The sequence below is a fragment of the Variovorax sp. PMC12 genome (genome assembly GCF_003019815.1).
GTDB lineage: Bacteria > Pseudomonadota > Gammaproteobacteria > Burkholderiales > Burkholderiaceae_C > Variovorax.
This window is the reverse complement of the sequence record NZ_CP027773.1, coordinates 3,662,166-3,687,185: the sequence shown is the minus strand read 5'-3', so window position 1 is coordinate 3,687,185 and position 25,020 is coordinate 3,662,166. Positions and strand designations below refer to the sequence as shown.

Annotated in this window: 25 protein-coding genes; 20 read left to right on the top strand and 5 right to left on the bottom strand. The window is 68.7% G+C overall.

The genetic code is table 11. From position 1 onward, the window contains the following. Positions 1-88: 88 nt before the first annotated feature. The 8 genes from gtdA (at position 89) to C4F17_RS16985 (ending at position 8,480) form a co-directional block, all read left to right on the top strand. Positions 89-1,150 carry a gentisate 1,2-dioxygenase gene (gene gtdA / locus C4F17_RS17020; RefSeq protein WP_106936026.1) on the top strand — a complete coding sequence of 354 codons (1,062 nt, stop codon included), beginning with the start codon at positions 89-91 and terminating at the stop codon, positions 1,148-1,150. Between the two features lie 146 nt (positions 1,151-1,296). Further along, on the top strand, positions 1,297-2,001 hold the full coding sequence (locus tag C4F17_RS17015; protein ID WP_081270701.1) for a fumarylacetoacetate hydrolase family protein: 705 nt from the start codon (positions 1,297-1,299) through the stop codon (positions 1,999-2,001). 30 nt (positions 2,002-2,031) lie between these two features. After that, a complete protein-coding gene (locus C4F17_RS17010) occupies positions 2,032-3,255 on the top strand; it encodes a 3-hydroxybenzoate 6-monooxygenase (protein WP_106936025.1) in 1,224 nt (407 codons plus the stop codon). Positions 3,256-3,308: 53 nt separating this feature from the next. Continuing rightward, positions 3,309-4,295 (top strand): Bug family tripartite tricarboxylate transporter substrate binding protein, encoded by a 987-nt coding sequence (locus C4F17_RS17005; protein ID WP_106936024.1) that lies wholly within the window; start codon positions 3,309-3,311, stop codon positions 4,293-4,295. An 84-nt stretch (positions 4,296-4,379) separates the two neighbouring features. After that, positions 4,380-5,357: a Bug family tripartite tricarboxylate transporter substrate binding protein gene (locus tag C4F17_RS17000; RefSeq protein WP_081270704.1), complete on the top strand. Its 978-nt coding sequence runs from the start codon at positions 4,380-4,382 to the stop codon at positions 5,355-5,357. Beyond that, a complete protein-coding gene (locus tag C4F17_RS16995; protein ID WP_106936023.1) occupies positions 5,357-6,709 on the top strand; it encodes an FAD-dependent oxidoreductase in 1,353 nt (450 codons plus the stop codon). Before C4F17_RS17000 ends, C4F17_RS16995 begins: the two co-directional genes overlap by 1 nt. Positions 6,710-6,763: 54 nt before the next feature. Next, complete coding sequence (locus C4F17_RS16990; protein ID WP_234382143.1) at positions 6,764-7,453, top strand: hypothetical protein; 690 nt, start codon at positions 6,764-6,766, stop codon at positions 7,451-7,453. A gap of 118 nt (positions 7,454-7,571) precedes the next feature. Beyond that, a complete protein-coding gene (locus tag C4F17_RS16985) occupies positions 7,572-8,480 on the top strand; it encodes an acyl-CoA thioesterase (protein ID WP_081270707.1) in 909 nt (302 codons plus the stop codon). Here C4F17_RS16985 and C4F17_RS16980 read toward each other — a convergent pair. Further along, complete coding sequence (locus tag C4F17_RS16980; protein WP_106936022.1) at positions 8,446-9,177, bottom strand: GntR family transcriptional regulator; 732 nt, start codon at positions 9,175-9,177, stop codon at positions 8,446-8,448. The two genes, C4F17_RS16985 and C4F17_RS16980, sit on opposite strands and share 35 nt — an antisense overlap. Positions 9,178-9,323: 146 nt before the next feature. Between C4F17_RS16980 and C4F17_RS16975 the strand changes: the two genes are divergently transcribed. The 12 genes from C4F17_RS16975 (at position 9,324) to C4F17_RS16920 (ending at position 21,489) form a co-directional block, all read left to right on the top strand. Then, on the top strand, positions 9,324-10,103 hold the full coding sequence (locus C4F17_RS16975; RefSeq protein WP_106937598.1) for an SDR family NAD(P)-dependent oxidoreductase: 780 nt from the start codon (positions 9,324-9,326) through the stop codon (positions 10,101-10,103). A 45-nt stretch (positions 10,104-10,148) separates the two neighbouring features. Continuing rightward, positions 10,149-11,366, top strand: coding sequence for an ABC transporter substrate-binding protein (locus C4F17_RS16970; RefSeq protein WP_081270709.1), 1,218 nt, complete (start codon positions 10,149-10,151; stop codon positions 11,364-11,366). 13 nt (positions 11,367-11,379) lie between these two features. Then, positions 11,380-12,282, top strand: coding sequence for a branched-chain amino acid ABC transporter permease (locus tag C4F17_RS16965; RefSeq protein ID WP_081270710.1), 903 nt, complete (start codon positions 11,380-11,382; stop codon positions 12,280-12,282). Further along, the gene (locus tag C4F17_RS16960) at positions 12,279-13,262 is read left to right on the top strand and encodes a branched-chain amino acid ABC transporter permease (protein ID WP_106936021.1); all 984 of its coding nucleotides are present in this window, start codon (positions 12,279-12,281) and stop codon (positions 13,260-13,262) included. Before C4F17_RS16965 ends, C4F17_RS16960 begins: the two co-directional genes overlap by 4 nt. Before the next feature lie 61 nt (positions 13,263-13,323). Beyond that, positions 13,324-14,100 (top strand): ABC transporter ATP-binding protein, encoded by a 777-nt coding sequence (locus C4F17_RS16955; protein ID WP_106936020.1) that lies wholly within the window; start codon positions 13,324-13,326, stop codon positions 14,098-14,100. Further along, positions 14,093-14,812 (top strand): ABC transporter ATP-binding protein, encoded by a 720-nt coding sequence (locus tag C4F17_RS16950; protein WP_106937597.1) that lies wholly within the window; start codon positions 14,093-14,095, stop codon positions 14,810-14,812. Before C4F17_RS16955 ends, C4F17_RS16950 begins: the two co-directional genes overlap by 8 nt. Before the next feature lie 24 nt (positions 14,813-14,836). Continuing rightward, a complete protein-coding gene (locus C4F17_RS16945; protein WP_106936019.1) occupies positions 14,837-15,586 on the top strand; it encodes an SDR family NAD(P)-dependent oxidoreductase in 750 nt (249 codons plus the stop codon). 24 nt (positions 15,587-15,610) lie between these two features. Beyond that, positions 15,611-16,354, top strand: a complete 744-nt coding sequence (locus C4F17_RS16940) for an SDR family NAD(P)-dependent oxidoreductase (protein WP_106936018.1) — start codon at positions 15,611-15,613, stop codon at positions 16,352-16,354. Further along, on the top strand, positions 16,354-18,078 hold the full coding sequence (locus tag C4F17_RS16935; protein ID WP_106936017.1) for an FAD-dependent oxidoreductase: 1,725 nt from the start codon (positions 16,354-16,356) through the stop codon (positions 18,076-18,078). The genes C4F17_RS16940 and C4F17_RS16935 overlap by 1 nt, the downstream gene beginning before the upstream one ends. Before the next feature lie 19 nt (positions 18,079-18,097). Beyond that, entirely contained in the window at positions 18,098-18,706 is a 609-nt protein-coding gene (locus C4F17_RS16930) for a glutathione S-transferase (RefSeq protein ID WP_106936016.1), read from the top strand. Positions 18,707-19,025: 319 nt separating this feature from the next. Further along, a complete protein-coding gene (locus C4F17_RS16925; RefSeq protein WP_081270717.1) occupies positions 19,026-19,739 on the top strand; it encodes an SDR family oxidoreductase in 714 nt (237 codons plus the stop codon). A gap of 274 nt (positions 19,740-20,013) precedes the next feature. Continuing rightward, complete coding sequence (locus tag C4F17_RS16920; protein WP_106936015.1) at positions 20,014-21,489, top strand: SulP family inorganic anion transporter; 1,476 nt, start codon at positions 20,014-20,016, stop codon at positions 21,487-21,489. Here C4F17_RS16920 and C4F17_RS16915 read toward each other — a convergent pair. The 4 genes from C4F17_RS16915 to C4F17_RS16900 all read right to left on the bottom strand — a co-directional run bounded on the left by C4F17_RS16915 (position 21,474) and on the right by C4F17_RS16900 (position 24,975). Then, on the bottom strand, positions 21,474-22,178 hold the full coding sequence (locus C4F17_RS16915; RefSeq protein WP_106936014.1) for an ABC transporter ATP-binding protein: 705 nt from the start codon (positions 22,176-22,178) through the stop codon (positions 21,474-21,476). The two genes, C4F17_RS16920 and C4F17_RS16915, sit on opposite strands and share 16 nt — an antisense overlap. Positions 22,179-22,322: 144 nt before the next feature. Further along, the gene (locus C4F17_RS16910) at positions 22,323-23,078 is read right to left on the bottom strand and encodes an ABC transporter ATP-binding protein (RefSeq protein WP_106936013.1); all 756 of its coding nucleotides are present in this window, start codon (positions 23,076-23,078) and stop codon (positions 22,323-22,325) included. Continuing rightward, positions 23,075-24,058, bottom strand: coding sequence for a branched-chain amino acid ABC transporter permease (locus C4F17_RS16905; protein WP_106936012.1), 984 nt, complete (start codon positions 24,056-24,058; stop codon positions 23,075-23,077). The genes C4F17_RS16910 and C4F17_RS16905 overlap by 4 nt, the downstream gene beginning before the upstream one ends. Continuing rightward, positions 24,055-24,975, bottom strand: coding sequence for a branched-chain amino acid ABC transporter permease (locus C4F17_RS16900; protein ID WP_106936011.1), 921 nt, complete (start codon positions 24,973-24,975; stop codon positions 24,055-24,057). The genes C4F17_RS16905 and C4F17_RS16900 overlap by 4 nt, the downstream gene beginning before the upstream one ends. Positions 24,976-25,020 lie beyond the last annotated feature (45 nt).

Sequence of the window (25,020 nt, the reverse complement as noted above, 5' to 3'; positions counted from 1 at the left end):
GAAATTCCGGATTCCGTGTATTAGCTGCCGGGCTTGAGGAAATAGTGGTGCGGCTCAACAATGCCCGGCCACGGAGACAACCACGCCCATGAAACCCGTTCCCTCCAACGCGGCAGAGCGCCGCGACTACTACGCCCGCATCGGCCCGCTGCATCTCACGCCGCTGTGGGAGTCGCTGCACGCGCTCGTGCCGCGCGAACCGCAGACGCCCTGCGTGCCCGCGCTGTGGCGCTACGACGAGATCCGCCCGCTGCTGATGGAGTCGGCCGACCTCATCACCGCCGAAGAGGCCGTGCGCCGCGTGCTGGTGCTCGAGAACCCGGCGCTGCCCGGCAACTCGTCGATCACGCAGTCGCTGTATGCCGGCCTGCAGCTCATCATGCCGGGCGAGGTGGCGCCTTCGCACCGCCATGTGCAGTCGGCGCTGCGCTTCATCGTCGACGGCAAGGGCGCCTACACCACGGTGGGCGGCGAGCGCACCACCATGTACCCCGGCGACTTCATCATCACGCCGTCGTGGGCCTGGCACGACCACGGCAACGAGGGCATCGGCGGCAGCGTGGAGCCGGTGGTGTGGCTCGACGGGCTCGACATTCCGATGCTGCGCTTCTTCGACGCGGGCTTCGCCGAGAACGACGATTCCAAGGTGCAGCACGTCTCGCGCGCGGAAGGCAACAGCCTCGCGCGCTTCGGCCACAACATGGTGCCGGTGCGCCACGACCATGTGTCGGCCACCTCGCCGATCTTCAACTACCCCTATGCGCGCAGCCGCGAGGCACTGGCCATGTTGCAGAAGCAGGAAGCGCCCGACGCGTGGCTGGGCCACAAGCTGCGCTACGTCAACCCGCTGACGGGCGGCTCGCCGATGCCGACCATCTCGACCAACCTGCAGCTTTGCCCCAAGGGCTTCGCGGGCAAGACCCACCGCGCCACGGACGGCGCGGTGTACAGCGTGGTCGAAGGCCACGGCACGGCCGAGATCGCCGGCCAGCGCTTCACGTTCGGCCCGCGCGACACCTTCGTGGTGCCTTCGTGGGCGCCGCTGAAGCTGTCGTCGCCGAGCGAAGACGCCGTGCTCTTCAGCTTCTCGGACCGCCCCGTGCAGCAGGCCATGGGCATCCTGCGCGAAGCCTTCCTCGAAGGATGTTGACCCCCCGGCTTTTCACTGCGCTTCGCTTCGTGTAATTCGCCACCCCCCGAGGGGGAGGCTCGGCCGCCTTGGGGCGGCCCGGCGCCGGCCGAATTTCTTCTTTTGTTTTGTTGACCGTGTGCCGCCCAGTGCGGCAGGAACCCCCCATGTCCTTCGTTTTCACGCCTCCTTCCGTCGTCGGCCTGCCCATCGTGGATTCCGACAAGCTGTTCCCCGTGCGCCGCGTGTACTGCGTCGGCCGCAACTACGCGGCCCATGCGCGCGAGATGGGCTTCGACCCCGACCGCGAACCGCCGTTCTTCTTCTGCAAGCCGAATGACGACGCCTCGGTGGTGCCCGTGGCCGCGGGCGCGACCGGCAGCATTCCGTACCCGCCGCTCACCAGCAACTACCACTACGAAGCCGAACTGGTCGTGGCCATCGGCAAGGGCGGCAAGGACATCAAGGTCGAAGACGCCGCCAGCCACATCCACAGCTATGCCGTGGGCCTGGACATGACCCGCCGCGACCTGCAGATGAAGATGCGCGAGCAGGGCCGCCCCTGGGAAATCGGCAAGGCGTTCGACTTCTCCGCGCCCATCGCGCCGCTGCGCACGCTGGCCGACGTGGGCGAGATCAACGCCGGCGCCATCACCCTCGAAGTCGACGGCCAGGTGCGCCAGAACAGCGACATCACGCACCTGATCTGGTCGGTGAACGAGGTCATCGCCAACCTGTCGACGCTCTTCACGCTGCAGCCCGGCGACCTGATCTTCACCGGCACGCCCGAAGGCGTGGGCGCGGTGAAGGCCGGGCAGACCATCAAGGTGAGCATCGAGCGCCTGCCGTCTCTCACGGTCCGTATCGACTGAGTCTTTCTCCCGATCGCACAGGCACGCGCCATGACCCTTTCGAAGAACCCCCCCTCCGTGCTGCTGGTCGGCGGCGGCATCGGCGGCATGGCCGCGGCGCTGGCGCTGGCGCGCCTTGGCGTGTCCATCGACCTGCTGGAGCAGAGCGCCGCCATCGGCGAGATCGGCGCCGGCCTGCAGCTCGGCCCCAACGCCTTCGCCGCGCTCGACGCGCTGGGCGTGGGCGAGGCGGTGCGCCGCGGCTCGGTGTTCACCGACCGGCTGGTGATGATGGACGCCGTCGATTGCGGCGAAGTGGCCTCGGTGCCGGTGGGCGAAGCCTTCCGCGCGCGCTTCCGGAACCCGTATGCGGTGAGCCACCGCGCCGACCTGCACGGCGCCATCCACGAGGCGGTGAAGCAGCATCCGCTGATCCGCTTCCACACCTCGGCGCAGGTCGAGGCGCTCGACATCGGCGCCCAGGGCGTGGCCGCCGTCACCACCGACGGCCGCCGCTTCAAGGCCGACGCCATCGTCGGCTGCGACGGCGTGAAGTCGGTGGTGCGCGCCAGGCTCATCGGCGACGCGCCGCGCGTGTCTGGCCACGTGGTCTACCGCGCGGTGGTGCCGGCCGCCGACATGCCGGCCGACCTGTGCTGGAACGCGCCGGTGGTGTGGGCCGGCCCCGACTGCCACCTGGTGCACTACCCGCTGCGCCACGGCGAGCAATACAACCTGGTCGTCACCTTCCACAGCCGCGAGCAGGAACAGTGGGGCGTGACCGACGGCAGCAAGGAGGAAGTGCTGTCGTACTTCGAGGGCGTGCACGCGCGCCCGCGCCAGCTGCTCGACCGCCCGACCTCGTGGCGCCGCTGGAGCACCGCCGACCGCGACCCGGTCGAGCGCTGGAGCGACGGCCCGGCCACGCTGCTGGGCGACGCGGCGCACCCCATGATGCAGTACCTCGCGCAGGGCGCCTGCATGGCGCTCGAAGACGCGGTGACGCTGGGCGAGGCCGTGAAAGCCTGCGATTTCGACATGGCCGCCGCGTTCAAGCTGTACGAGGCCGCGCGCGTCGCCCGCACCGCGCGCGTGGTGCTGTCGGTGCGCGAGATGGGCCGCATCTATCACGCCAAGGGCGTGGAGCGGCTGGTGCGCAACAGCCTCTGGACCGGCCGCACGCCCGAACGCTTCTACGATGCGGTCGAGTGGCTCTATGCATGGCGGCCCGAGCACTGCCTGGACGACGCGCCCCGGGCGCTTTCGCCGCGCTGAAACCTGTTCCCTTCATCATCACTATTCGAGGCCAGAGGCCCAGGAGACAAAGCATGAACTTCCCGCGCGCACTGCTGACCGGCATCCTTGCCGTGACCGGCGCCACCGCCACCACCGCCGCGCTGGCGCAGGCCGGCGATTTTCCGAACAAACCCGTGACGCTGGTCACGCCCTTCGCGGCCGGCAGCGGCCCCGACGCGGTGCTGCGCCTGGTGTCCGACAAGCTCTCGCGCCTGTGGAACCAGCGCGTGCTGATCGACAACAAGCCCGGCGGCGGCGGCTTCATCGCCATCGACCAGGCCCGCCGCGCCGCGCCCGACGGCTACACGCTGCTGCAGCTCGACAGCGAGCACATCGCCGCGCTGCCGCACCTGTACAAGTCGAAGAACTTCGTGACGCTGCAGCACTTCGACCCGGTGGCCTCGCTGTTTCGCACGCCTTTCTTCGTGGCGGTGGGCACCGACCCGAAGTGGAAGAACATGGGCGACCTGATCGCCGCCGCCAAGGCCGAGCCGGACGCCATCGTCTATGGCTCGTGGGGCGTCGGCAGCCCGGGCCACCTGGGCGCGCAGCAGCTCGAGGCGCTCACCGGCATCCGCATGCGCCACGCGCCGTACCGCGAGGTGTCGCAGCTGTATTCCAACGTGGGCACCGGCGAAGTGCCGTGGGCCTTCGCGAGCATTCCGTCGAGCCAGGGCATCTACAAGGCCGGCAAGCTGCGCTACCTGGCCGTCGCGGCGCCACGGCGCATTCCGCAGATGCCCGACGTGCCGACCATGGCCGAGGCCGGCGGCCCGGCCTCGCTGGAGGTCAATTCCTTCGTGTCGCTGCTCGCGCCAAAGGGCGTGCCGGCGGCCGTGAAGGCGAAGATCAACGCCGACGTGGCCAAGGTCATCGCCGACCCCGAGATCCGTGCCCGCTTCGACACCTTCGCCTTCGAGCCGCTGGCCTGGTCGCCCGAGGAAATCGAGCGCAACGCCGAGGCCAAGTCGAAGGTGTATGGCGAGCTGGTGCGCAGGGGCAACATCAGCCTCGATTAGCGCGGCCCGCGCCTTGCCCAGCGCTTCGCTCGGCAGTTAAGCTGGCCCTCTTTGCTTTTTGCTAACTTTTTCACACTTTTCTCCATGTCCGTCACCAAGAGAGCCCTCCTGATTGCCTGCGGCCTGGCCGCCGCCGCCGCGCTGCCGATGACCGCCGGCGCGCAGAACGCCGCCTGGCCGAACAAGCCGATCCGCCTGCTCGTGGGCTTCCCCGGCGGCTCCACGCCCGACATCGCCGCGCGCACCATCGCCGAGCCGCTGTCCAAGGCGCTGGGCCAGCCGATCGTGGTGGACAACAAGGCGGGCGCATCGGGCAACATCGCGGCCGACCAAGTGGCCAAGGCCACCGACGACCACACGCTGGGCATCGTCATCAACGGCAACCTCACGTCGTCGAAGATGCTGTACGCCAAGCTGCCGTACGACCCGGTCAAGGACTTCACCTACCTGTCGCTGATCGCGACCGCGCCGCTGGTGCTGGTGGCGCAGAACAACCTGCCCTCGGGCGCCGCCTTCTTCGACGCGGGCCGCAAGGCCGGCGACAAGTGGAACTACGGCTCGGTGGGCATCGGCTCTGTCGGCCACCTGGGCATGGAGCTGCTCAAGACCCGCGTGCCCGGCTTCAAGCCCGAGCACGTGCCCTACCAGGGCAACCCGCAGGTCATCACCGCCATGCTGGGCGACCAGGTGCAGATGGGCCTGATCCCGCCGGGCGTGGCCATGCCGCAGATCAAGGCCGGCAAGCTCAAAGCCATCGGCCTCACGGGCGGACGCAGCGCGCTGGTGCCCGAGATCCCGCCGCTGTCGGAGGCCGGCGTGAAGGACTTCAACCTCGAAGTCTGGGTGGCGCTGCTGGGCCCAGCCAACCTGTCGAAGGCGGCGCAGGCGCGCATCAGCCGCGAACTCGAAGTGGTCATGAAGGACCCGGACGTGCGCCGCAAGCTCTTCGAGCAAGGCTGGCAGGCCGTGGGCACCTCGCCGGACGGCATGCGCACGCGCGTGAACGAAGAGGCGGCCATCATGACGAAGATCATTTCCGCACGCGGCATCAAGCTCCAGTGATGACGACAGTCCAGACCTTGCACGAACCGGCGCGCGAGCTGCCGGTCTTCGGCGAATACGACGTGGTGGTGGTCGGCGGCGGCCCCGCCGGCATCGCCGCCGCCGTGAGCGCGGCGCGCCACGGCGCCAGCACGCTGCTGGTGGAGCGCTACGGCTTCCTCGGCGGCATGGGCACGGCCGGCGGCGTCACCAACTTCGCGGGCCTGTACGGCAAGCGCAAGGGCGAGATGACCCAGCTGGTGCGCGGCGTGGTCGACGAGCTGATCGAGCGCATCGCCGGGCTCAACGGCATGAACCAGCCGCAGAACGGCATGGGCGGGCGCATCTGCGTGCGCTCTTACGACACCTCGGCCTACAAACTGGCCGCCGACCAGCTGCTCGAAGCGGCCGGCGTGAAGCTGCTGTTCCATGCGTATGCGGCCGCGGTGATCCGCGACGGCAGCCGCATCGCGGCGCTGGTGGTCGAGACCAAGTCGGGCCGCCAGGCCATCCGCGCCAACGCCTTCATCGACGCCAGCGGGGACGCCGACGTGGCCGCCTTCGCGGGCGTGCCTTTCGAGGTGGGCGACGGCCACGGCAGCGGGCTGTTCCCGACCACCATGTTCCGCATCGGCCAGGTCGACGCGCCGGCCGCGCTGGAGGCGGTGGGCGAGTTCAAGGCCATCAACGATTTCATGGCGCGCGCCGAGCAGCAGAAGCCGGGTGTCTACAAGTTCCCGCGCGAAGGCGCCATCCTGCGGCCCAACAAGGACCCGCGCGAATGGCGCGCCAACGTCACGCAGATCCGCAACGCCCAGGGCCGCGCGATGAACGGCGTGGACGCGCGCGAGCTGACCGAAGGCGAACTCGAAGGCCGCCGCCAGATCAGCGAGTACTTCAGGTTCCTGAAGGCCGAGGTGCCGGGCTTCGCGCAGTCGGCCATCGTGGAGATCGCGCCGCAGGTCGGCATCCGCGAGACGCGGCGCATCCAGGGCCTCTATGCGCTCGGGCGCGAGGACATCCTTTCTTCGGCCAAGTTCGACGACAACATCGGCCTGAATGCCTGGCCGATGGAAATGCACGCCGACGGCCGCATCGAGTGGGCCTTCCCGCGCGACGAAGACAACGCCTACAACCACCTGCCGTGGCGCATGCTGGTGCCGCAGGCGGTCGACAACCTGCTGGTGGCCGGCCGCTGCGCATCGATGACGCACGAAGGCCAGTCGGCCGCGCGCGCGAGCGGGGGCTGCTTCGTCATGGGGCAGGCGGCGGGCACCGCTGCGGCCTCGCTGGGCGGCGGCAGCTTCGCGAAGGTGGACGTTCCCGCGCTGCAGCAAAAGCTGCTCGCCGACGGCGTCGACCTCGACCGCTGATCGCGGCGGCGCGCTAGAGTCCGGGGCTTGATGAACTCGAACCCCGGACGAACCGTGCACTTTCCTTCGTTGTCGACACCCGCGCGTCGCACCCTCCTGACGCTGTCCTGCGCCGCCATCGGCCTCATGCTGGCCGGCTGCGCCAGTACCCCCGAAGGCGAGCCCGTGCACGGCAAGGACCGGCTGCTGAGCTTCTTCGCCGCCAAGGACGGCCGCAAGGTCGCCATTGCCGGCGAGAACTACCACTACGTGTTCGACGGCGATCCTTCGGTGGCGGCGTTGCTGCGCTGGGAAGGCCGCGCCAAGGTCACGCCCGCGCTGCTCGGCGAGCTGAAGGTGGCGCGCAACCAGAGCTTCGAGGGCCAGTACGTGCTGATGGCTTTCGACGCCGACCTGACGCCCGAGGACCGCGCCTTCCTGATCCAGACCGGCTTCGCCAGGACCGACGCGAAATACGGCGACCGCCCCGGCCCCACGCTGCGCTACTTCGGCACCGTCTACGGCAAGCGTTACGCGGCGGTGCCGATCAAGTCGGCCGACACGGTCGACTTCTCCCGGCGCCAGTACCTGGGCTACGTCGAGCAGGAAACGCTCAGCGCCCCCTTCAGCAAGGCCGCGCCTTCGCCGCTGGTGTATGCCGACGACGGTTCGCTGCTGCTGGCCGGCGTGCCGGTGCGCGTGGTGCAGGGCGGCACGGACTACGGCTGCCGCGCCCGCCTCATGGGCATGTGCTTCTACAAGTAGCAGCAGCTGACGGTGGGGCTGCTGACCGGCCCGCGACAGCTGGCCGGCCCGGGCTTTGCTATGGTGGAGGGTTGCTTCCAGCCCGCTTCGATAGCCTCGACCCGCTTTCTCCCTTCCGATGACCACCGACTCCGCCACCGCCTCCCGCCTCGTCGACGAACTCGTCGCGCTCATGCAGCTCGAACCCCTGGGCGGCGACCGCTTCCGGGCCCGGAGCGAGGACATCGGCACCCCCGCCGTCTTCGGCGGCCAGGTGCTCGGCCAGTCGCTCATGGCCGCCAGCCTCACGGTCGGCGCCGAGCGCCCGGTGCATTCCATGCACGCCTACTTCCTGCTGCCGGGCGAGCATGCGCCCATCGAATACAGCGTGGACCGCGTGCGCGACGGCCGCAGCTTCACCACCCGCCACGTGGTGGCGCGCCAGCAGGAACGCATCATTTTCGAGATGTCGGCCTCGTTCCAGACCGTGGACGAGGGCGTCGAGCACCAGTTCGACATGCCCGCCGTGGCCGGCCCCGAAGGCCTCGCCAGCGAGCTCGACCAGCGCATCGCCCTCGGCGACCGCCTGCCCGAGCCATGGCGCAGCAAGGCGATCCAGCCGCACGGCATCGAGTACCGCCGCGTCGACCCCGAGGACCTGATGGCGCCGCTGCCGCGTCCGGCCTCGGCGCAAAGCGCGATCTGGATGCGCGCCATCGCGCCGCTGCCCGACGACCCGATGGTCCACCGCGCACTGCTGGCCTACGCCTCCGACCACGGCCTGCTGCGCGCCGCGATGCTGCCGCACGGCCTGAGCTTCATGAGCGGCCAGGTGCGCCCCGCCAGCCTGGACCACGCGATGTGGTTCCACCGCGATTTCCGCATGGACGACTGGCTGCTGTACGTGCTCGACTCGCCCAGCGCCGGCGGCGCGCGCGGCCTGTGCCGCGGCAGCCTCTATGCGCGCGACGGCCGCCTCGTGGCCTCGGCCGCGCAGGAAGGCATGCTGCGCATCAGGAAGCCGTGGACGGCGACGACTCGCCCGTGAGCGCGGCCTGCTGCAGCCCGTCGCGGCTGCGCTCGCCCAGCAGCCGCTGGTAGTTGTCGCGCAGCAGGATGCCTGCGTAGTACACATGCTCGCGCATCAGCTGCTCCGCGCGAGCGGCGTCGCCTGAAATCACGGCCTGCACGATGCGGTGGTGGTCGTCGTGCGAGCGCAGGATCACGCCGTGGTCGTGCCACAGCATGATGCGGTCCGAGGCGAACGGCACCGCCTGCGCCTGCGCGCCGAAGCGCACGATCCACTGGTTGCCCGCACCATGCATCAGCGCGTTGTGCAGCCGCACATTCATCTGCTGGTAGGGCGCGAGGTCTTCGGCCAGCAGCTTTCCCTTCGCAAGTATTTCGTCGCCTTCGCGCAGGCACTCCTGCAACAGCGCGGCGGTCGGCTCGTCCACGCCCAGCGCGGCGAAGCGCCTGCAGGCCAGCCCCTCCAGCACCGAGCGCACCTCGTAGGCCGCGAGGATGTCCTCGAGCGCGAACGAGCGCACAAGGTAGCCCTTCTTCGGCTGGTGGTCGATCAGCCCTTCCATCGCCAGCGCAGCCAGCGCGGCGCGCACCGGCGTGCGCGACACCTTGAGGGTTTCGGCGATCGGCACTTCTTCCACGCGCATGCCCGGCTGCAGCCTGCCGTGAAGGATCCAGGTGCGCAGCGTCTCGGTGACTTGTTGGGAGAGTGTGTCCATGTCAGGTATACATGATGCCAGTGAAAGTCAGAAATAAGGCGTGATATCAGGGAAAACGAGGGCTTCGAAAAGTGTTCATGTATACACAATGCGGCCCTCGATCAACTTTCATGCCGCCTCGAAGCGGCCCGGAGACCTTGCAGCCCATGTCGGAACATCATGCACAACCTCACGGCCGGCTGGCCCTCGTGACCGGCGGCGGCCGCGGCATCGGCGAGGCCGTGTGCCGCCGCCTCGCGGCCAGCGGCTTTCGCGTCGTGGTGGCCGACATCGACGGCGACAACGCCCGCGCCGTGGCCCGGTCGCTCGGCGAGGGCCACCACTTCCGCCAGTTCGACGTGAGCCAGGAAGCCGCCGTCGAAGCCGCGTTCGACGACATCGAGAGCATGCTCGGCCCGGTGGCCGCAATAGTCTGCGTGGCCGGCATCCTGCTGATGCCCGGCGGCGAGCGTTCGCCCATCAAGGACACCACGCTCGAAGACTGGGAGCGCACCTTCGCCGTCAACGCGCGCAGCGTGTTCCTGTGCGGGCGCGCCTACCTGCGCCGGCGCGAAGCGGCGCCCGTGGCGCACGGCCGAATCGTCACCTTCGGCTCGGTGGCGGCGCAGCTGGGGGGCTACCGCTCCAGCGCCACCTACATCGGCGCCAAGTCGGCGGTGCTCGGCCTCACGAAGGCGATGGCGCGCGAATCGGCGCACCTGGGCGTCACGGTCAATTCGGTGGCCCCCGGGCTGATCGACACCGACATGCTGCGCGGCACCGTGCGCAGCAGCGGCGCGCTCGACGCGGCCGCCGCCAGCATCCCGCTCGGGCGCATCGGCACGGTGGACGACGTGGCCGGCGCGGTCGACTACCTGGTGTCGGAGCAGGCGGCGTACATCACCGGCAACGTGATCGACGTCAACGGCGGCTACCGCATGCAGTGACGGCCGCGCAGGTCTTTCACCCTTTCATTGCAACGGAGACAGCTCATGAAAAAGAACTTCCTGATTTCGGCACTGGCCCTGGGCGTGGCGCTCTGCGCGACGGCGCCCGCCGCGCTCGCGCAGGCCGAGCCCGGCCTGACCGACAAGACCATCAAGATCGGCATGTTCTCGCCGATGTCGGGCCCGTCGATGAACTACGGCTTCGACGTCATCAACGCCGCGAAGATGTACTACGACAAGATCAACAAGGAAGGCGGCGTGAACGGCCGCAAGATCGAGCTCGTGGTGGAAGACGACCGCTGCAACGCCAACGACCTGCTGGCCGCGGTGAAGAAGCTCACCGAGCAGGACCAGGTGTTCCTGCTCAACGGCGGCTCCTGCTCGGCCGCCGTGGTGGGCGCGCGCGAATACGTCGAGCGCGCGAAGATCCCGCTGGTCATGCTCAACGCCTCGGGCGACGGCGCGCTGTATCCGCCGTCGAAGTACATCTACGGCGCGTTCTCCATCTCGCAGCATGCGGTGGGCGGCTCGATGGTGCAGTTCGCGAGCGAGCAGCTCAAGGCGAAGAAGATCGGCTACATCAACCACGACGACGCCTACGGCGGCTGGAACCTGGAGTCGGCCCAGGCGCAGGCCAAGGCCCTGGGCGGCGTCGACCTGCAGGTGCAGTCGGTCAACCCGAACATCACCGACGTGACCGCGCCCATGCTGAAGATCAAGGCCGCCAACCCCGACGTGCTGCTGCTCACCACCTATGCACGGCCGGTGAGCCTGATCGTCAAGCGCGCCTTCGAGCTGGGCTTCAACAAGCCCATCGTGCTGGCCGTCAACTCCACCGCCGACCTCAAGCAGCTGGTGGAGAACGTGGGCAACAAGGATGCCTTCAAGAACGTCTACATCCAGGAAGTGCTGGCCGACGTTCCCGGCGGCCCCAAGCTCAAGTGGGTGTACGACATGTACAAGGCCTCCTACCCCGACCTGGCCTCCAAGCCGGGCTATCCGCAGGCCTACATGCCCTACGGCATTCCGCCCGCGATGGCCGTGGTCAACGCACTGAAGGCGGCCGGCCCCAACCCGACGCGCGAGAAGGTGCTCGCGGCACTGTCGACGATGAAGTTCGACTCCGGCGTGATGGCCGGCCCGATCGAGTTCGGCCCGCAGGACCACGCGGCGCAGGAAGCGGCGATCTACATCAAGTTCGACGGCAGCAACATGGCGCTGGTGCCGGGCAGCTACAAGAGCGTGTGGCAGTACAAGCCCTAACGGCCGGCGCGACATGAGTCTTTCCGACATCTGGCTGTTCGTCCAGCAGGGCGTGCTGTCCGGCATCGTCACCGGCAGCGTCTACGCGCTGCTCGCGGTGGCGATCGTCATGGTCTTCAAGACCACCGACGTGCCGAACTTCTCGCAAGGCGAAATCTTCATGGCCGGCGGCTACGCCGCGCTCTTTCCGCTGGTGGTGTGGGGCTGGCCCTACTGGGCCGCGGTGCTCGCGAGCATCGTGGTCACCGCCTTGCTCGCCGCGGCCTTCCAGCGCGTGGTGATGCAGCGCGTGACCGCCTCGCGCGGCGTGGGCGTGCAGCTCGTCATTGCCACGCTCGGCTTCGCGTACCTGCTCAAGGGGCTGGTGCGCAAGACCGGCCTGGGCGACACGCCGCGCTCGCTGCCCTCGCTGGTGCCGCAGGACCCCATCATGATCGGGCAGGCCTCGCTCACGCTGCTCGACCTGGCCATCTTCGGCTCGGCGGTGGTGGTGATGGTGCTGCTGTACCTGATGTTCACGCGCACCCGCACCGGCCAGGCCATGCGCGCGGTGGGCATGAACCCGCGCGGCGCGCAGATCGTGGGCGTGAAGCTCGGCACCATCCGCATGAAGATCTGGGCGCTCACGGGTGTCATCTCGGCCATCTCGGCGCTGCTGATCACGCCCAAGATCCTCATCACGCCCGACATCGGCCACATCGCGATCCTGGCCTACGCGGCGGCCATCGTCGGCGGCTTCACCAGCCTGCCGGGCGCGGTGGTCGGCGGCTTCATCATCGGCATCGTCGAGAACCTGGTGGGGCTTTTCATTTCGTCCAACGCCATCGTGGTCGCGCCCTTCGTGGCGATCATGGTGGTGCTGCTGGTGCGTCCGCAAGGGCTGCTCGGCGGCAAGCCTCAGGTGAAGAAGGTATGAGCGCTTCGACAGTTTCGTCCCCTTGGTGGGACCGCGGGGTGCTGCTCGGCATGGCCGTGGTGCTCGCGGTGCTGCCCTTCACCACCAGCGGCTATGTGCTGTACGTGGTCAACCTGCTGATGGTGTTCTCGGTGCTGGCGCTGGGCATGCACCTGGTCATCGGCGAGACGGGCCAGTTCGCGCTGTCGCACGCGGCCTTCTTCGGCATCGGCATCTACACGGCCGGGCTCATCAACAACCAGTGGCAGCCGCCGTTCTTCGTGTCGATCCTCGCGGGCGCCGTGCTTTCGGCCGCGCTGGGCTGGGTGATCGGACTGCTGGCGCTGCGCATGCGCGACATCTACCTGGCGCTGGCCACCTTCGCCTTCGGCGAGGCGATGCAGTGGGTGTTCCTGAACTGGGAATCGGTGACCAACGGCTCCAACGGCCTGCAGATGAAGCCGGCCTCGCTCGGCGGCCACCAGCTGCTCAACGACCTGCAGGCATACCCCTTCGTGGTGGCCATCGCGGCGCTGATGCTGTGGCTCACGGTGGCGCTGTCGCGCTCTCGGCTGGGCTCGTCGTTCCGCGCGGTGCGCGAGAGCGACGTGGCGGCCATCGCCATGGGTGTGAACACACGCGCGGTGAAGGTCACGGCCTTCGTGCTGTCGGCCGCCTTCGCGGGCGTGGCTGGCGGCATGTACACGCTGTTCACCTCCTTCATCCATCCCGAGAGCCTGGGCTTCCAGACCACCATCCTGATCCTCACGATGGTGGTGGTGGGCGGCCTGGGTTCGGTGCGCGGCGCGGTGGCCGGCGCCATCGTGTTCGGCCTGGCGTCGGAGCTGCTGCGGCAGGCGCCGTCGTACCAGGAAATCATCTACGGCGGCATCCTCATGCTCTTCATGATGTTCCTGCCCAAGGGCATGGCGTCGCTCTTCGCGGCGCGCCGCAAGTCGCAGCGCGCGACTTCCGTGAACGCAACGGAGAAGCACGCATGAGCGCCGCGCTGGGCCGCCCCGAGCAAGCTCGCACCGTAGCGCGCAGCGCGGAGGTTATTCAATGAACACGACAGCATTCCTCGACGTGCGCGACATCAGCGTGGTGTTCGGCGGCCTGAAGGCAGTGAACGGGCTCTCGTTCCAGGTGGAGCAGGGCCGCATCCATGCGCTCATCGGGCCGAACGGCGCGGGCAAGTCGACCACCTTCAACTGCATCTCGCGTTTCTACACGCCCAGCAGCGGCAGCGTGACCTTCGAAGGCCGCGAGCTCACCAGCGTGTCGCCGCACCGCATGGCCTCTCTTGGCATCGCGCGCACCTTCCAGAACCTGGAGCTGTTCGCTGAACTGTCGGTGCTCGAAAACGTGCTGCTAGGCACGCACTCGCGCGGCGCCGCCACGCTGGGCAGGCTGCTGCGCCGTCCCGACCGCGAGACCGAAGACTTCGCGATGCATCTGCTGGAGCGCGTCGGCCTGGCCGACGAGCGTCACCAGCCGGCGCGCGACCTCGACTTCGGCCGCCAGAAGCTGCTGGAGCTGGCGCGCGCGCTCGCCATCAAGCCCAAGCTGCTGCTGCTCGACGAGCCCGCGGCCGGCCTGCGCAACCGCGAGATCGAAAGCCTCGACCGGCTGCTCAAGGAACTGGTGGCGCGCGACGGCATCACCGTGCTGCTGGTCGAACATGTGATGCAGCTGGTGATGTCGATTTCGGACCGCATCACCGTCATGGCCTTCGGCGAAAAGATCGCGGAAGGCACGCCCGCGGAAATCGGCAGCAATGCGCGCGTGATCGAGGCCTATCTTGGCAAAGGAAGTGGAAAAGGAGCCGCGCATGGCTGAAGCACTGTTGTCCCTGCGCGCCATCTCGGCCGCCTACGGCCGCATCCAGGCGCTGTGCGACGTGTCGGTCGACGTGCCGGAGGGCGAGATCGTCGCGCTGCTCGGCAGCAACGGCGCAGGCAAGACCACCACGCTGAACTGCATCTCGAACCTGGTCGCCTGCACCGAGGGCGAGGTGCGGCTCGACGGCGAACGCATCGACCGGCTGGGCTCCGACGCGCTGGTCAAGCGCGGCATCGTGCAGGTGCCCGAAGGCCGCCAGGTGTTCCGCGACATGAGCGTGCGCGAGAACCTCGACCTCGGTGCCTACCTGCGGCGCGACCGCGCGGGCATCCGCAACGACCTGGAGTCGGTCTACGCGATGTTCCCGCGCCTGAAGGAGCGCCAGCACCAGATGGCCGCCACCTTGTCGGGCGGCGAGCAGCAGATGCTGGCCATCGGCCGCGCGGTGATGGCGCGCCCGCGCGTGATGCTGTTCGACGAACCGTCGATGGGCCTGTCGCCGCTGCTGGTGGAGCAGATGTTCGGGATCATCGAGCGCCTGCACCGCGAACAGAAGATCACGATCCTGCTGGTCGAGCAGAACGTGCAGCTCGCGCTGGCGGTGTCGAGCTACGGCTACATCCTGGAGAACGGCGAGATCTCGTTGCACGGTCCCGCCGCACAACTGGCAAACGACGAAGCGGTGCGCCGCGCCTACCTCGGCGTCTGACGCCGCTTCCCAGAAAGAAAGTTCATGCTCCTCAAAGACAAACTCTCGCTGGTCACCGGCGCCGCGCGCGGCCTGGGCGAAGCCATCGCGCGCCGCATGGCGGCCGAAGGCGCGCATGTGCTGGTGGTGGACCGCGACCTCGAAGTCGCGCAAAAGGTGGCCGCATCGATCCGCGAAGCCGGCGGCCGCGCCGATGCCGAGAGCGTCGACGTGAGCGATGCGGCGGCGGTCGATGCGCTCGCGGTGCGCGTCGCGGCGTCGCACGGCGACATCGACGTGCTGGTCAACAACGCGGGCATCTCCGCGCGCTCGAAGTTCGACGAGCCCGGTGCGCGCGAAGCCTGGGACCGCGTCATGTCGGTCAACCTGCAGGGCGTGTTCAACGTCACGCAGGCATTCGTGCCGGCGCTCAAGCGCACGCAGGGCAGCATCGTGAACCTGTCGTCCATCGTGGCCTTCGGTGCGGGCATCTCGTCGGCCGGCTATGTGGTGGCCAAGGGCGGCGTGCGTTCGCTCACGCAGGTGCTGGCGCGTGACCTGGCGCCTTACGGCGTGCGCGTGAACGCGGTGGCGCCGGGCCTCATGGTCACGGACATGACGGCCGGCCAGCGCGAGACCGAACACGGCACCGACTGGTACATGAGCCGCGTGCCCATCAAGCGCCACGGCGAGGCCGACGAGATCGCCGGGCCGGTCGTCTTTCTTGCGTCCTCGATGGCCAGCTACGTCAATGGCGTGGTGCTGCCGGTCGATGGCGGCTACCTGGCGGTCTGAGCACCGCCGCACATCGGAACAATCATGAATAACAGCAGTACAGAGAAGCCGCTCGTCCTGGTGACGGGCGGCGCCAGCGGCATGGGCCGCGCCATCGTCGAGCGCATGGCGCAGGGCGGCTGGCGCGTGGTCATGGCCGACTACAACGGCGAGCTTGCCGAGCGCGAAACGCAGGTGCTGCGCAGCGCGGGCCTCGACGTGGAATGCCGCGCCATCGACCTCACCGACGAAGCCGCCGTGCGCGCGATGGTGCAGCAGCTGCCGCCGCTCACCGCGCTGGTCAACAACGCAGGCATCTTCGACGAGCGAGCCTTCCTCGACGTGACCTCGGCGGACTTCCGCCGCATGTACGAAGTGAACCTGCTGGCCGTGGCCACACTCACGCAAGAGGCCGCGCGCAAGATGGCGGACGGCGCGCGCATCGTCAACATCGCATCGCGTGCCTACCTGGGCGCGAAAAACCACGCGCACTACGTGGCCTCGAAGGCGGCACTGGTCGGCTACACGCGCGCCAGCGCGATGGAGCTTGCGCCGCGCGGCATCATGGTCAACGCCATCGCGCCGGGGCTGATCGACACGCCGCTGCTGCGCGCGCTGTCGCCCGAACGCCTGGCCGCGCAGCTTGCGCTGCAGCCCACCGGCGCGGCGGGACGGCCCGAGGACATCGCGCACGCGGTGGCCTTCTTCGCGTCGCCGGCGACCTGCTTCGTTACCGGGCAGGTGCTGTTCGTTGACGGCGGCAAGTCGCTCGGCGGGTCGGGGTCCTGATGGCACGGCAGCAACAACAGGAAAAGACCGCGTACGACGTGGTCGTCGTCGGCAGTGGCGCGGGCGGCCTTTCCGCCGCGCTCACCGCCAGCCTCGAAGGCCTCGACGTGCTGGTGGTCGAGAAGACCGACCGCATCGGCGGATCGACGGCCATCTCGGGCGGCGCCGTGTGGGTGCCGCTGAACGACCAAGCCGAGGCGGCCGGCCATCCCGACACGCGCGGCAAGGCCTGGACCTACCTGCAGAACACCGTGGGCGCGGCCGGCGACGAAGATCTGCGCCACGCATTCCTCGACGCCGGCCCGCTCGCGCTGCGCTACCTGCGCGAGCGCACCGACGTGCAGCTCGCCGCGCGCACCTACTCGCCCGACTACTACCCCGACCGCGAAGGCGCCGCGATGGGCGGCCGCTCGCTCGATCCCATCGAGTTCGACGGCCGGCTGCTCGGTCCGCACTTCAAGACGCTGCGCGACCCGCTGCCCGAGTTCTGCGTGCTCGGCGGCATGATGGTCAACATGACCGACGTGAAGCACCTGCTTGCGGTCTGGCGTTCGTTCGCGTCGTGGAAGCATGGGGTGAAGATGGTGCTGCGCTACTTCGGCGACCGCCTGAGCGGCCACCACCGCGGCACGCGGCTGCTGCTCGGCAATGCGCTGGCTGCCCGGCTTTTTCACAGCGTGCTGAAGAAGGGCATTCCGTTCTGGCTGAACACGCCGGCGCTGGGGCTGGAGAAAGACGCGACAGGCGCGGTCACCGGCGTGCGACTGCGCCGCGACGGCAAGGAACTGACGGTGCACGCGCGGCGCGGCGTGGTCATCGCCACCGGCGGCTTTCCGTGGAACGCAGCCATGCGCGGCCAGCACTATCCGGCACCCACCGGGCCGTACTCGATGTCGCCGCAAGACAATGCGGGCGAAGGCATTGCGATGGCGCAGCAGGCCGGCGGCGTGCTCGGCACGGGCCACGCGGGGCCGGCGCTGTGGGCGCCCGTCTCGTTGCTCACGCGCCCTGACGGCAGCGTGCTGCGGTACCCGCACCTGGTGTGGGACCGCGCCAAGCCGGGGCTGATCGCGGTCGATGCGCGCGGCGAGCGCTTCGTCAATGAATCGACCTCGTACCACGAGTTCGTGCGCGGCATGTACCGTGCGAACGCCAAGGCCGCGAGCATTCCGGCGCTGCTGGTGTGCGACAGCGCGTTCATGGAGAAGTGGGGCCTGGGCCTTGCGTTGCCCGGCGGTCGTCCGCGCGAGCATCTGGTGCGCGCCGGCTATCTCCATCGCGCAGACACGCTCGAAGCGCTCGCGCAGCAGGCGGGCGTGGACCCGGCCGGGCTGGCGCGAACCGTCGCCAGGTTCAACCCGCTTGCCGCGCAGGGCCAGGACCCGGTGTTCGGCAAGGGCAGCGATGCCTACAACCGCTACCTCGGCGATCCGGAGCATCAACCCAATGCCTGCCTCGCGCCGGTGAATCAGGCGCCGTTCTATGCCGTGAAGGTGTACCCCGGCGACATCGGCACCGCGCTGGGCATCCGCGCCGACGGCAACGCGCGGGCGCTCGATGCGCAGGGCGAGCCCATCGCTGGCCTGTACGTGGCCGGGAACGACATGCACTCCGTGATGGGTGGTGAGTACCCTGCGCCGGGCATCACGCTCGGACCCGCGCTAACCTTCGGCTGGGTGGCGGGCATGCACCTGGCACACGGCTCCGCCGCCGAACACCATTGAAAGACAACAGCACCTCGTCATGAAAATCTTCTTCTCTCCCGCATCCCCCTTCGTCCGCAAGTGCATGGTCGTGGCGCACGAGCTCGGCATTGCCGATCGCATCGAGAAGCTGCCGAGCGCGGCCGGCCCCGTGAAGCGCGACGCCACCATCATCCCGAAGAACCCGCTCGGCCAGGTGCCGACGTTCCTCACGGACGACGGCCAGGTGCTGTTCGACAGCCGCGTGATCTGCGAGTACCTCAACGCCACGCAGTCGGGCAAGCTGTTCCCGGCCGAAGGTGCGCAGCGCTGGGCGCGGTTGACCGAGCTGTCGCTGGCCGACGGCATGACGGGTGCCGCATTGCTCGCACGGTATGAGAACGTGTTGCGTCCCGAGGCCTTGCGCTGGTCTGAGTGGACCGATGGCCAACTGTCGAAGGTGCGCACCGGCCTCGAATGGCTCGAGACTGCGGCGCCCTCCTTCGGCGACCGAGTGGACATCGGCACCATCGCATTCGGTTGCGCGCTGGGGTACATGGACTTCCGCTTTCCTTCGGTCGACTGGCGTGCCGAAGCGCCTAACAGCGCGAAGTGGTTCGAGGTGTTCAACCAGCGTTCGTCGATGCAGGCCACTTTGCCTACTGCCTGAGTTTCGTTCGGCTCGGGGCGCGCTCACGCCGACGGGGTACCTTGCTCCGCGAATGTCCCCCGGCCTGCGGCCTCCTCCTTTATTTCGCTGCGCAAGGTACCCCGCCGGCGTGAGCGTTGGACGCAGCGCCGGTTGACCGGTCGAGCACCGGCAGCGTGCCCCGTGCACAGGACACCGGGTGCTCCCCGCAGCGAAATAAAGGAGGAGGGGCGCAGCCCCGGGGGACATTCGCGGAGGGGAGTACCCGGTGGCCTGTGCACACCCCCCAGAAAATCCTCGGCTAAAAATGCAGGTCCAGCATGAACCAAGGACCCCATACATGTCTTCCGAAGCACAGAAAAAAGTAGCCATAGTCACCGCCGGTGGCAGCGGCATGGGCGCGGCTGCGGCCCGCAAGCTCGCGGCCGATGGCTTTCGTGTCGCCATTCTTTCGTCGTCTGGCAAGGGCGAGGCGCTGGCCGCGGAACTGGGCGGCATCGGCGTGACGGGCTCCAACCAGTCGAACGACGACATCAAGCGCCTGGTGGACAAGGTCACCGACCAGTGGGGTCGCGTCGACGTGCTGGTCAACAGCGCGGGCCATGGGCCTCGTGCGCCCATCCTCGAGATCACCGACGAAGACTGGCACCGCGGCATGGACGTCTACCTGCTGAGCGCGGTGCGGCCCAGCCGGCTCGTCGCGCCGCTGATGGTGGCGCAGGGCGGCGGCAGCATCATCAACATCTCCACCTTCGCCGCCTTCGAGCCCGACCCGGTGTTCCCCACCTCCGGCGTATTCCGCGCCGGGCTCGCGGCCTTCACCAAACTGTTCGCCGACAAGTACGCCGCCCAGAACGTGCGCATGAACAACGTGCTGCCGGGCTTCATCGACAGCCTGCCCGAGAAGGCCGAGTTCCGTTCGCGCATTCCGATGGGCCGCTACGGCAAGAGCAGCGAGATCGCGGCGGTCATCGGCTTCCTGGCGTCGGAAGGCGGCGGCTACATCACGGGGCAGAACCTGCGGGTGGACGGCGGCATCACGCGCTCGGTGTAAGTGAGCAAGTCGTAGAGGGCAGTCCTTCGGGCTGCCTACAATTGCGGCCCATGTGTCCGAGGATGCCCCGCTTCCCCATCCGTCGCCGGCAGTCAGGCTGCTCGCGGCCCACGCCTCCTTGATGAAGGCTGCGCAGTGATGCGCGGCGGCCTGCTCCGGCCGCCACCACACCTGGGGAGCCGCAAGCAAGCCGGCTTCCTTTTCGCTTCCTGCCCATGCATGTCCCGCATCGCCTCGTCGGCCGATGCGGGGCGCCTTCATTTTTCTTCTTCCCATGTCTTCTTCCCCGCACAGTCGCCTGCGCGCCGAGTGGTGCCCGAGCATTCCCCGCGAGCTGATGGCCGGCGCCGTCGCCACCTTCGCGCTCATTCCCGAAGTCATCGCTTTCTCTTTCGTGGCCGGCGTCGATCCGGCCGTGGGGCTGTTCGCTTCCTTCGTCATCGGCATCGTCATCGCCTTCACGGGCGGGCGGCCGGCCATGGTGTCGGCCGCGGCCGGTTCGGTGGCGCTGGTGGCTGCGCCGCTGGTGCATGCGCATGGCCTGCCATACCTGCTGGCGGCCGGCGTGCTCGCGGGCCTGATGCAGATCGTGTTCGGGCTGCTGCGGCTCGGGGTGCTGATGCGCTTCGTGTCGTCGTCGGTGCGCACCGGTTTCGTCAATGCGCTGGCCATCCTGATCTTCGCGGCGCAGATGCCGCACTTCATCGGCGCCAACACCGCGACCTGGGCCATGGTCGGCCTGGGGCTGGCCGTCATCTACCTGCTGCCGCGCATCACCACGGCTGTGCCGTCGCCGCTGGTGTGCATCGTGGTCGTGACGCTGGCGGGCCACTGGCTGGGCCTGCCGCTGAAGACGGTGGCCGACCTCGGGCAACTGCCCGGCGCGCTGCCGGCGTTCGCAATGCCCGACGTGCCGCTGACGCTGGACACGCTGCGCATCATCGCGCTGCCTGCCTTCGCCATCGCGATGGTCGGCCTGCTCGAATCGATGATGACCGCCAGCGTGGTCGACGAGCTGACAGACACGCCCAGCTCCAAGAACCGCGAATGCAGCGGCCTGGGCGTGGCCAACGTAGCCGCCAGCTTCTTCGGCGGCATCGCGGGCTGCGGAATGATCGGCCAGACGGTGAGCAACGTGCGCTACGGCGGGCGAGGGCGGTTGTCGACGCTCTTCGCCGGCGCTTTCCTGCTGATCCTCATGGTGCTGCTCAAGCCCTGGGTGTCGCAGGTGCCGCTGGCGGCGCTGGTGGCGATCATGGTGATGGTGTCGGCATCGACCTTCGACTGGGGTTCGCTGCGCGCGCTGGTGCGGCATCCGCGCATGTCCAGCGCGGTGATGCTCGCGACGGTGGCCGTCACCGTCGCCACCGACAACCTCGCGGCCGGCGTGGCCACGGGCGTGATGCTCAGCGGCGTGTTCTTCACCTTCAAGGTGGCGCGGCTGCTGCACGTGCATGCCGCGCAGCACGCGGATGGCACGCGCGTGTACCGCGTCACCGGGCAGGTGTTCTTCGCATCGGCAGACATGCTGGTCGATGCATTCGACGTGCGCGAGATCGACGGTGCGCCGGTGCACATCGACGTGTCAGGCGCGCACTTCTGGGACGTGACGGCCGTGGCCGCACTCAGGAAGGTGGTCGAGCGGCTGCGCAAGCATGGCAGCGTGGTGGAAGTGAGCGGGCTCAACCGCGCCAGCCAGGACCTGATCCTGCAGCTCGACGCGGCGCCCCAGGCTCAAACGCCCAGGTAGCGCGTCCACAGCGACCGGTCGGCATCCAGCGCCGCCGAGTCGCCCTGCCACACCACGCGTCCGCGCTCCAGGATCACATGGCGGTTGGCCAGCGGCAGCAGGCGCTGCACGTACTTGTCGACCACCAGGATCGCTTCGCCCTCTGCCTTGAGCGTGGCGATGCAATTCCAGATTTCCTCGCGGATCACCGGTGCGAGGCCTTCGGTGGCTTCGTCCAGGATCAGCAGGCGCGGGTGCGTGGACAGCGCGCGCGCGATGGCCAGCATCTGCTGCTCGCCGCCCGAGAGCTGGTTGCCCGCGTTGGCCTTGCGCTCCGACAGGCGCGGAAACAGGCCGTAGAGCGCCTCGACCGTCCAGCGCGGCGCGCTGCCGGGGCGCGGCCGTGCGAAGGCGCGCAGGTGCTCGTCGACGCTGAGGTTGGGGAACACATGCCGCCCCTCGGGCACGATGGCCACGCCGCGCCGCGCGATGGCGTCGGGCTTGTGCCCGCCGATGGCCGCGCCGTCGAAACGCACGTCGCCGCGCATCGGTGCCAGCGTGCCGGTCAGCACCTTGAGCAGCGTGCTCTTGCCCATGCCGTTGCGGCCGAGCAGCGCCAGCACTTCGCCGGGACGGATGTCGATGTCGATGCCGAACAGCACTTGGCTCGCGCCGTAGCCGGCTTCGATGGCCTTCGCTTCCAACAGCATCTCAGTACCTCGTCGCACTTTGAAGTGCGAAGTGGGTGTTTCCAGTTTGAGGAACACCGCGGAACCGGCTTTGCCGGGCCGCAGGTGTTGCCCCCGATAGGGGGTTGGCGCAGCGACACGAAGTGCGCGCAGCCTGGGGGCGAGTCATGAATGCCCCTCCGCTTCGGTGCCGAGGTACACGGCTTGCACATCGGGATGGCCGCGCACTTCGTCGGCCGTGCCGCTCATCAGCACCTTGCCCTGCACCAGCACGGTGAGCCGGTCGGCCAGGCGGAACACCGCGTCCATGTCGTGTTCGATCAGCAGGATGGCCATCGACGCGCGCAGCGATTCGATCAGCTCGACCATGCGCGCGGATTCGTCCGGCCCCATGCCGGCCATCGGCTCGTCGAGCAGCAGCAGCTTGGGCTCGGCCGCGAGTGCCAGCGCCACGTCGAGCGCGCGCTGCGCACCGTGCGGCAGCGTGCCGGCGATGCGGTCGCGCTCGCTGCCCAGGCCCACGCGGTCGGCCAGTGTCACCGCGCGGTCGACGAGGTCGCGCTCCTTGGCGCGCGGCGCCATGAAGCGCAGGCTGCTGCCCGCATGGGCCTGCGCCGCGAGCATCAGGTTGTCGTGCACGGTTTCCTTGGCGAAGACGCGCGTCACCTGGAAGCAGCGCGACATGCCGGCGGCCACGCGCTGGTGGTCTTTCAGCGAGGTGATGTCCTTCTCGTCGAGCAGCAGGCGACCGGCGTCGGCCTTCAGCAGCCCGGTGATCAGGTTCACCAGCGTGGTCTTGCCCGCCCCGTTCGGCCCGATGAGCGCATGCACTTCGCCGCGCTCCACCGTGAGGTTCACGTGGTCGGTGGCCAGCAGTCCGCCGAAGCGCTTGACCAACCCTTCGATTCTGAAGAGGCTCATGGTGCTTTACTCCCTCTCCCCTCTGCGGAGAGGGTTGGGGTGAGGGGCAGGCGGCGCTTGTACAGTGCGGCCAATCCTTTGGGCGCCCACAGGGCAACGGCAATCAGCAACAGTCCCAGCGGCATGTGCCAATGCTCCGTATGCTGCTTGAGCGCTTCTTCCAGCACCAGCCACACGACAGCTCCCACAGGCCCGCCCCAGCTGCGCCCCAGCCCGCCGATGACCACCATCACCAGCAGCGTCGCCGACTGCGTCCAGTGCATCGTGGCCGGGCTCACGAAGCCGTTGCCGCCGGCCAGCAGTGCACCCGCCAGCCCCGCGATGGCGCCCGCGATGGCGAACGCCACCAGCTGCAGCCGGAACACCGGATAGCCCAGCGCCCGCATGCGCGTCTCGTTGTCGCGGATGCCCATCAGCGCATGGCCGAAGCGCGATTGCGTCGCGCGGTGCAGCCACCAAAGCGCCAGCGCGACGATCGCCAGCACCACCCAGTAGAAGTTCGACTCATTGCCCAGGTCGAGGCCGGGCAGCAGCGTGGGGCGCGACATCAGCGTGTAGCCGTCGTCGCCGCCATAGCGGCGCAGCGACACCACCACGAAGTACAGCATCTGCGCGAAGGCCAGCGTGGTCATGATGAAGTACACGCCGCGCGTGCGCAGCGCCACCGTGCCGATCAGCGTGGCCACCAGGCCGGCCATGAGCGCGGCGGCCGGCCACATGATCCAGCCCGACATCACGCCCGCGTCGCTCAGCGCCACCACCGTGTACGCGCCGATGCCGATGAAGCCCGCATGCCCCAGCGCCACCATGCCGCCGAAGCCGAGGATGAAATTGAGGCTCGCCGCCGCCAGTGCCACGATGAGCACGCGCCGCACGAAGCCGATGTAGAACTCGAGCCCGAACAGCGGCGCGACCAGCGGAAACGCCGTGAGCAGCACAAGGAGCAGCCCGAGGCCGATGTAGCGTGAGGGTGACTTCATGCGCGTGCCGAGAAAAGGCCTGATGGCCGGAAGATGAGCACCACCACCATCAGCGCGTACATCGCGACTTCGGCGAACAGCGGCCCCAGGTCGGCGGCGGTGGCCGGCGGCAGCGTGGCGCGCAGCAGCATCGGCACGAAGGCGCGCCCCACGGTGTCGACCACGCCCACCAACAGTGCGGCCACGAAGGCGCCGCGCACCGAACCGATGCCGCCGATCACCAGCACCACCAGCGCCGGGATCAGGATCGCTTCGCCCATGCCGACCTGCACCGCGACGATCGGCCCCATCAGCGCGCCGGCCAGCGCCGCCAGCGCGGCACCCAGCAGGAACACGCCGTTGAAGATGCGGCCCACGCGCACGCCCATCAGCTCGGCCATCGGCCGGTCGGAGGCGCCCGCGCGCACCCGCATGCCGATGCGCGTGTGGTTCACCAGCAGGTACAGCGCCAGCGCCACCAGCAGCCCGCCCACGAGGATCACCAGGCGGTACGCCGGATAGGGCAGGCCGTCCATCAGCTGCACCGGACCCGAGAGCGCGGCAGGCGTCGGCGCCATCACCGGCGAGGGCCCCCAGGTCATCGTCACGATGTCGTCGGCCACCAGGATCACGCCGAAGGTGGCGAGCACCTGCGCGAGATGGTCGCGTGTGTAGAGCCGGCGCATCAGCAGCACTTCGAGCAGCAGCGCCACCACCACCGTGACCGCCACCGCGATGACGATGGCCGCGGCGAACGAGCCGGTGCGCGTGTGCGCCTCGGCCGCCACATACGCGCCCGCCATGAACAGCGAGCCGTGCGCCAGGTTCAGCACGTCCATGATGCCGAACACCAGCGTCAGCCCGGCCGCCAGCAGGAACAGCATCAGCCCGTAGCCGAGGCCGTTGAGCAGCTGCTCCAGAACAAGAATTCCACTCATAGAAGAACCAACAGGGTTGCCCGCGTTTTCATTCAGGAGACACCG

What these genes read in the sequence shown, in the direction of transcription:
- C4F17_RS16970 (WP_081270709.1), top strand. Translation starts at nt 10,149, where the DNA reads ATGAAAAAGAACTTCCTGATTTCGGCACTGGCCCTGGGCGTGGCGCTC.
- C4F17_RS16995 (WP_106936023.1), top strand. Translation starts at nt 5,357, where the DNA reads ATGACGACAGTCCAGACCTTGCACGAACCGGCGCGCGAGCTGCCGGTC.
- C4F17_RS16925 (WP_081270717.1), top strand. Translation starts at nt 19,026, where the DNA reads ATGTCTTCCGAAGCACAGAAAAAAGTAGCCATAGTCACCGCCGGTGGC.
- C4F17_RS16980 (WP_106936022.1), bottom strand. Translation starts at nt 9,177, where the DNA reads ATGGACACACTCTCCCAACAAGTCACCGAGACGCTGCGCACCTGGATC.
- C4F17_RS17000 (WP_081270704.1), top strand. Translation starts at nt 4,380, where the DNA reads ATGTCCGTCACCAAGAGAGCCCTCCTGATTGCCTGCGGCCTGGCCGCC.
- C4F17_RS17005 (WP_106936024.1), top strand. Translation starts at nt 3,309, where the DNA reads ATGAACTTCCCGCGCGCACTGCTGACCGGCATCCTTGCCGTGACCGGC.
- C4F17_RS16940 (WP_106936018.1), top strand. Translation starts at nt 15,611, where the DNA reads ATGAATAACAGCAGTACAGAGAAGCCGCTCGTCCTGGTGACGGGCGGC.
- C4F17_RS17015 (WP_081270701.1), top strand. Translation starts at nt 1,297, where the DNA reads ATGTCCTTCGTTTTCACGCCTCCTTCCGTCGTCGGCCTGCCCATCGTG.
- C4F17_RS16945 (WP_106936019.1), top strand. Translation starts at nt 14,837, where the DNA reads ATGCTCCTCAAAGACAAACTCTCGCTGGTCACCGGCGCCGCGCGCGGC.
- C4F17_RS16905 (WP_106936012.1), bottom strand. Translation starts at nt 24,058, where the DNA reads ATGAAGTCACCCTCACGCTACATCGGCCTCGGGCTGCTCCTTGTGCTG.
- gtdA (WP_106936026.1), top strand. Translation starts at nt 89, where the DNA reads ATGAAACCCGTTCCCTCCAACGCGGCAGAGCGCCGCGACTACTACGCC.
- C4F17_RS16985 (WP_081270707.1), top strand. Translation starts at nt 7,572, where the DNA reads ATGACCACCGACTCCGCCACCGCCTCCCGCCTCGTCGACGAACTCGTC.
- C4F17_RS16960 (WP_106936021.1), top strand. Translation starts at nt 12,279, where the DNA reads ATGAGCGCTTCGACAGTTTCGTCCCCTTGGTGGGACCGCGGGGTGCTG.
- C4F17_RS16930 (WP_106936016.1), top strand. Translation starts at nt 18,098, where the DNA reads ATGAAAATCTTCTTCTCTCCCGCATCCCCCTTCGTCCGCAAGTGCATG.
- C4F17_RS16950 (WP_106937597.1), top strand. Translation starts at nt 14,093, where the DNA reads ATGGCTGAAGCACTGTTGTCCCTGCGCGCCATCTCGGCCGCCTACGGC.
- C4F17_RS16900 (WP_106936011.1), bottom strand. Translation starts at nt 24,975, where the DNA reads ATGAGTGGAATTCTTGTTCTGGAGCAGCTGCTCAACGGCCTCGGCTAC.
- C4F17_RS16910 (WP_106936013.1), bottom strand. Translation starts at nt 23,078, where the DNA reads ATGAGCCTCTTCAGAATCGAAGGGTTGGTCAAGCGCTTCGGCGGACTG.
- C4F17_RS16920 (WP_106936015.1), top strand. Translation starts at nt 20,014, where the DNA reads ATGTCTTCTTCCCCGCACAGTCGCCTGCGCGCCGAGTGGTGCCCGAGC.
- C4F17_RS16935 (WP_106936017.1), top strand. Translation starts at nt 16,354, where the DNA reads ATGGCACGGCAGCAACAACAGGAAAAGACCGCGTACGACGTGGTCGTC.
- C4F17_RS17010 (WP_106936025.1), top strand. Translation starts at nt 2,032, where the DNA reads ATGACCCTTTCGAAGAACCCCCCCTCCGTGCTGCTGGTCGGCGGCGGC.
- C4F17_RS16915 (WP_106936014.1), bottom strand. Translation starts at nt 22,178, where the DNA reads ATGCTGTTGGAAGCGAAGGCCATCGAAGCCGGCTACGGCGCGAGCCAA.
- C4F17_RS16965 (WP_081270710.1), top strand. Translation starts at nt 11,380, where the DNA reads ATGAGTCTTTCCGACATCTGGCTGTTCGTCCAGCAGGGCGTGCTGTCC.
- C4F17_RS16955 (WP_106936020.1), top strand. Translation starts at nt 13,324, where the DNA reads ATGAACACGACAGCATTCCTCGACGTGCGCGACATCAGCGTGGTGTTC.
- C4F17_RS16975 (WP_106937598.1), top strand. Translation starts at nt 9,324, where the DNA reads ATGTCGGAACATCATGCACAACCTCACGGCCGGCTGGCCCTCGTGACC.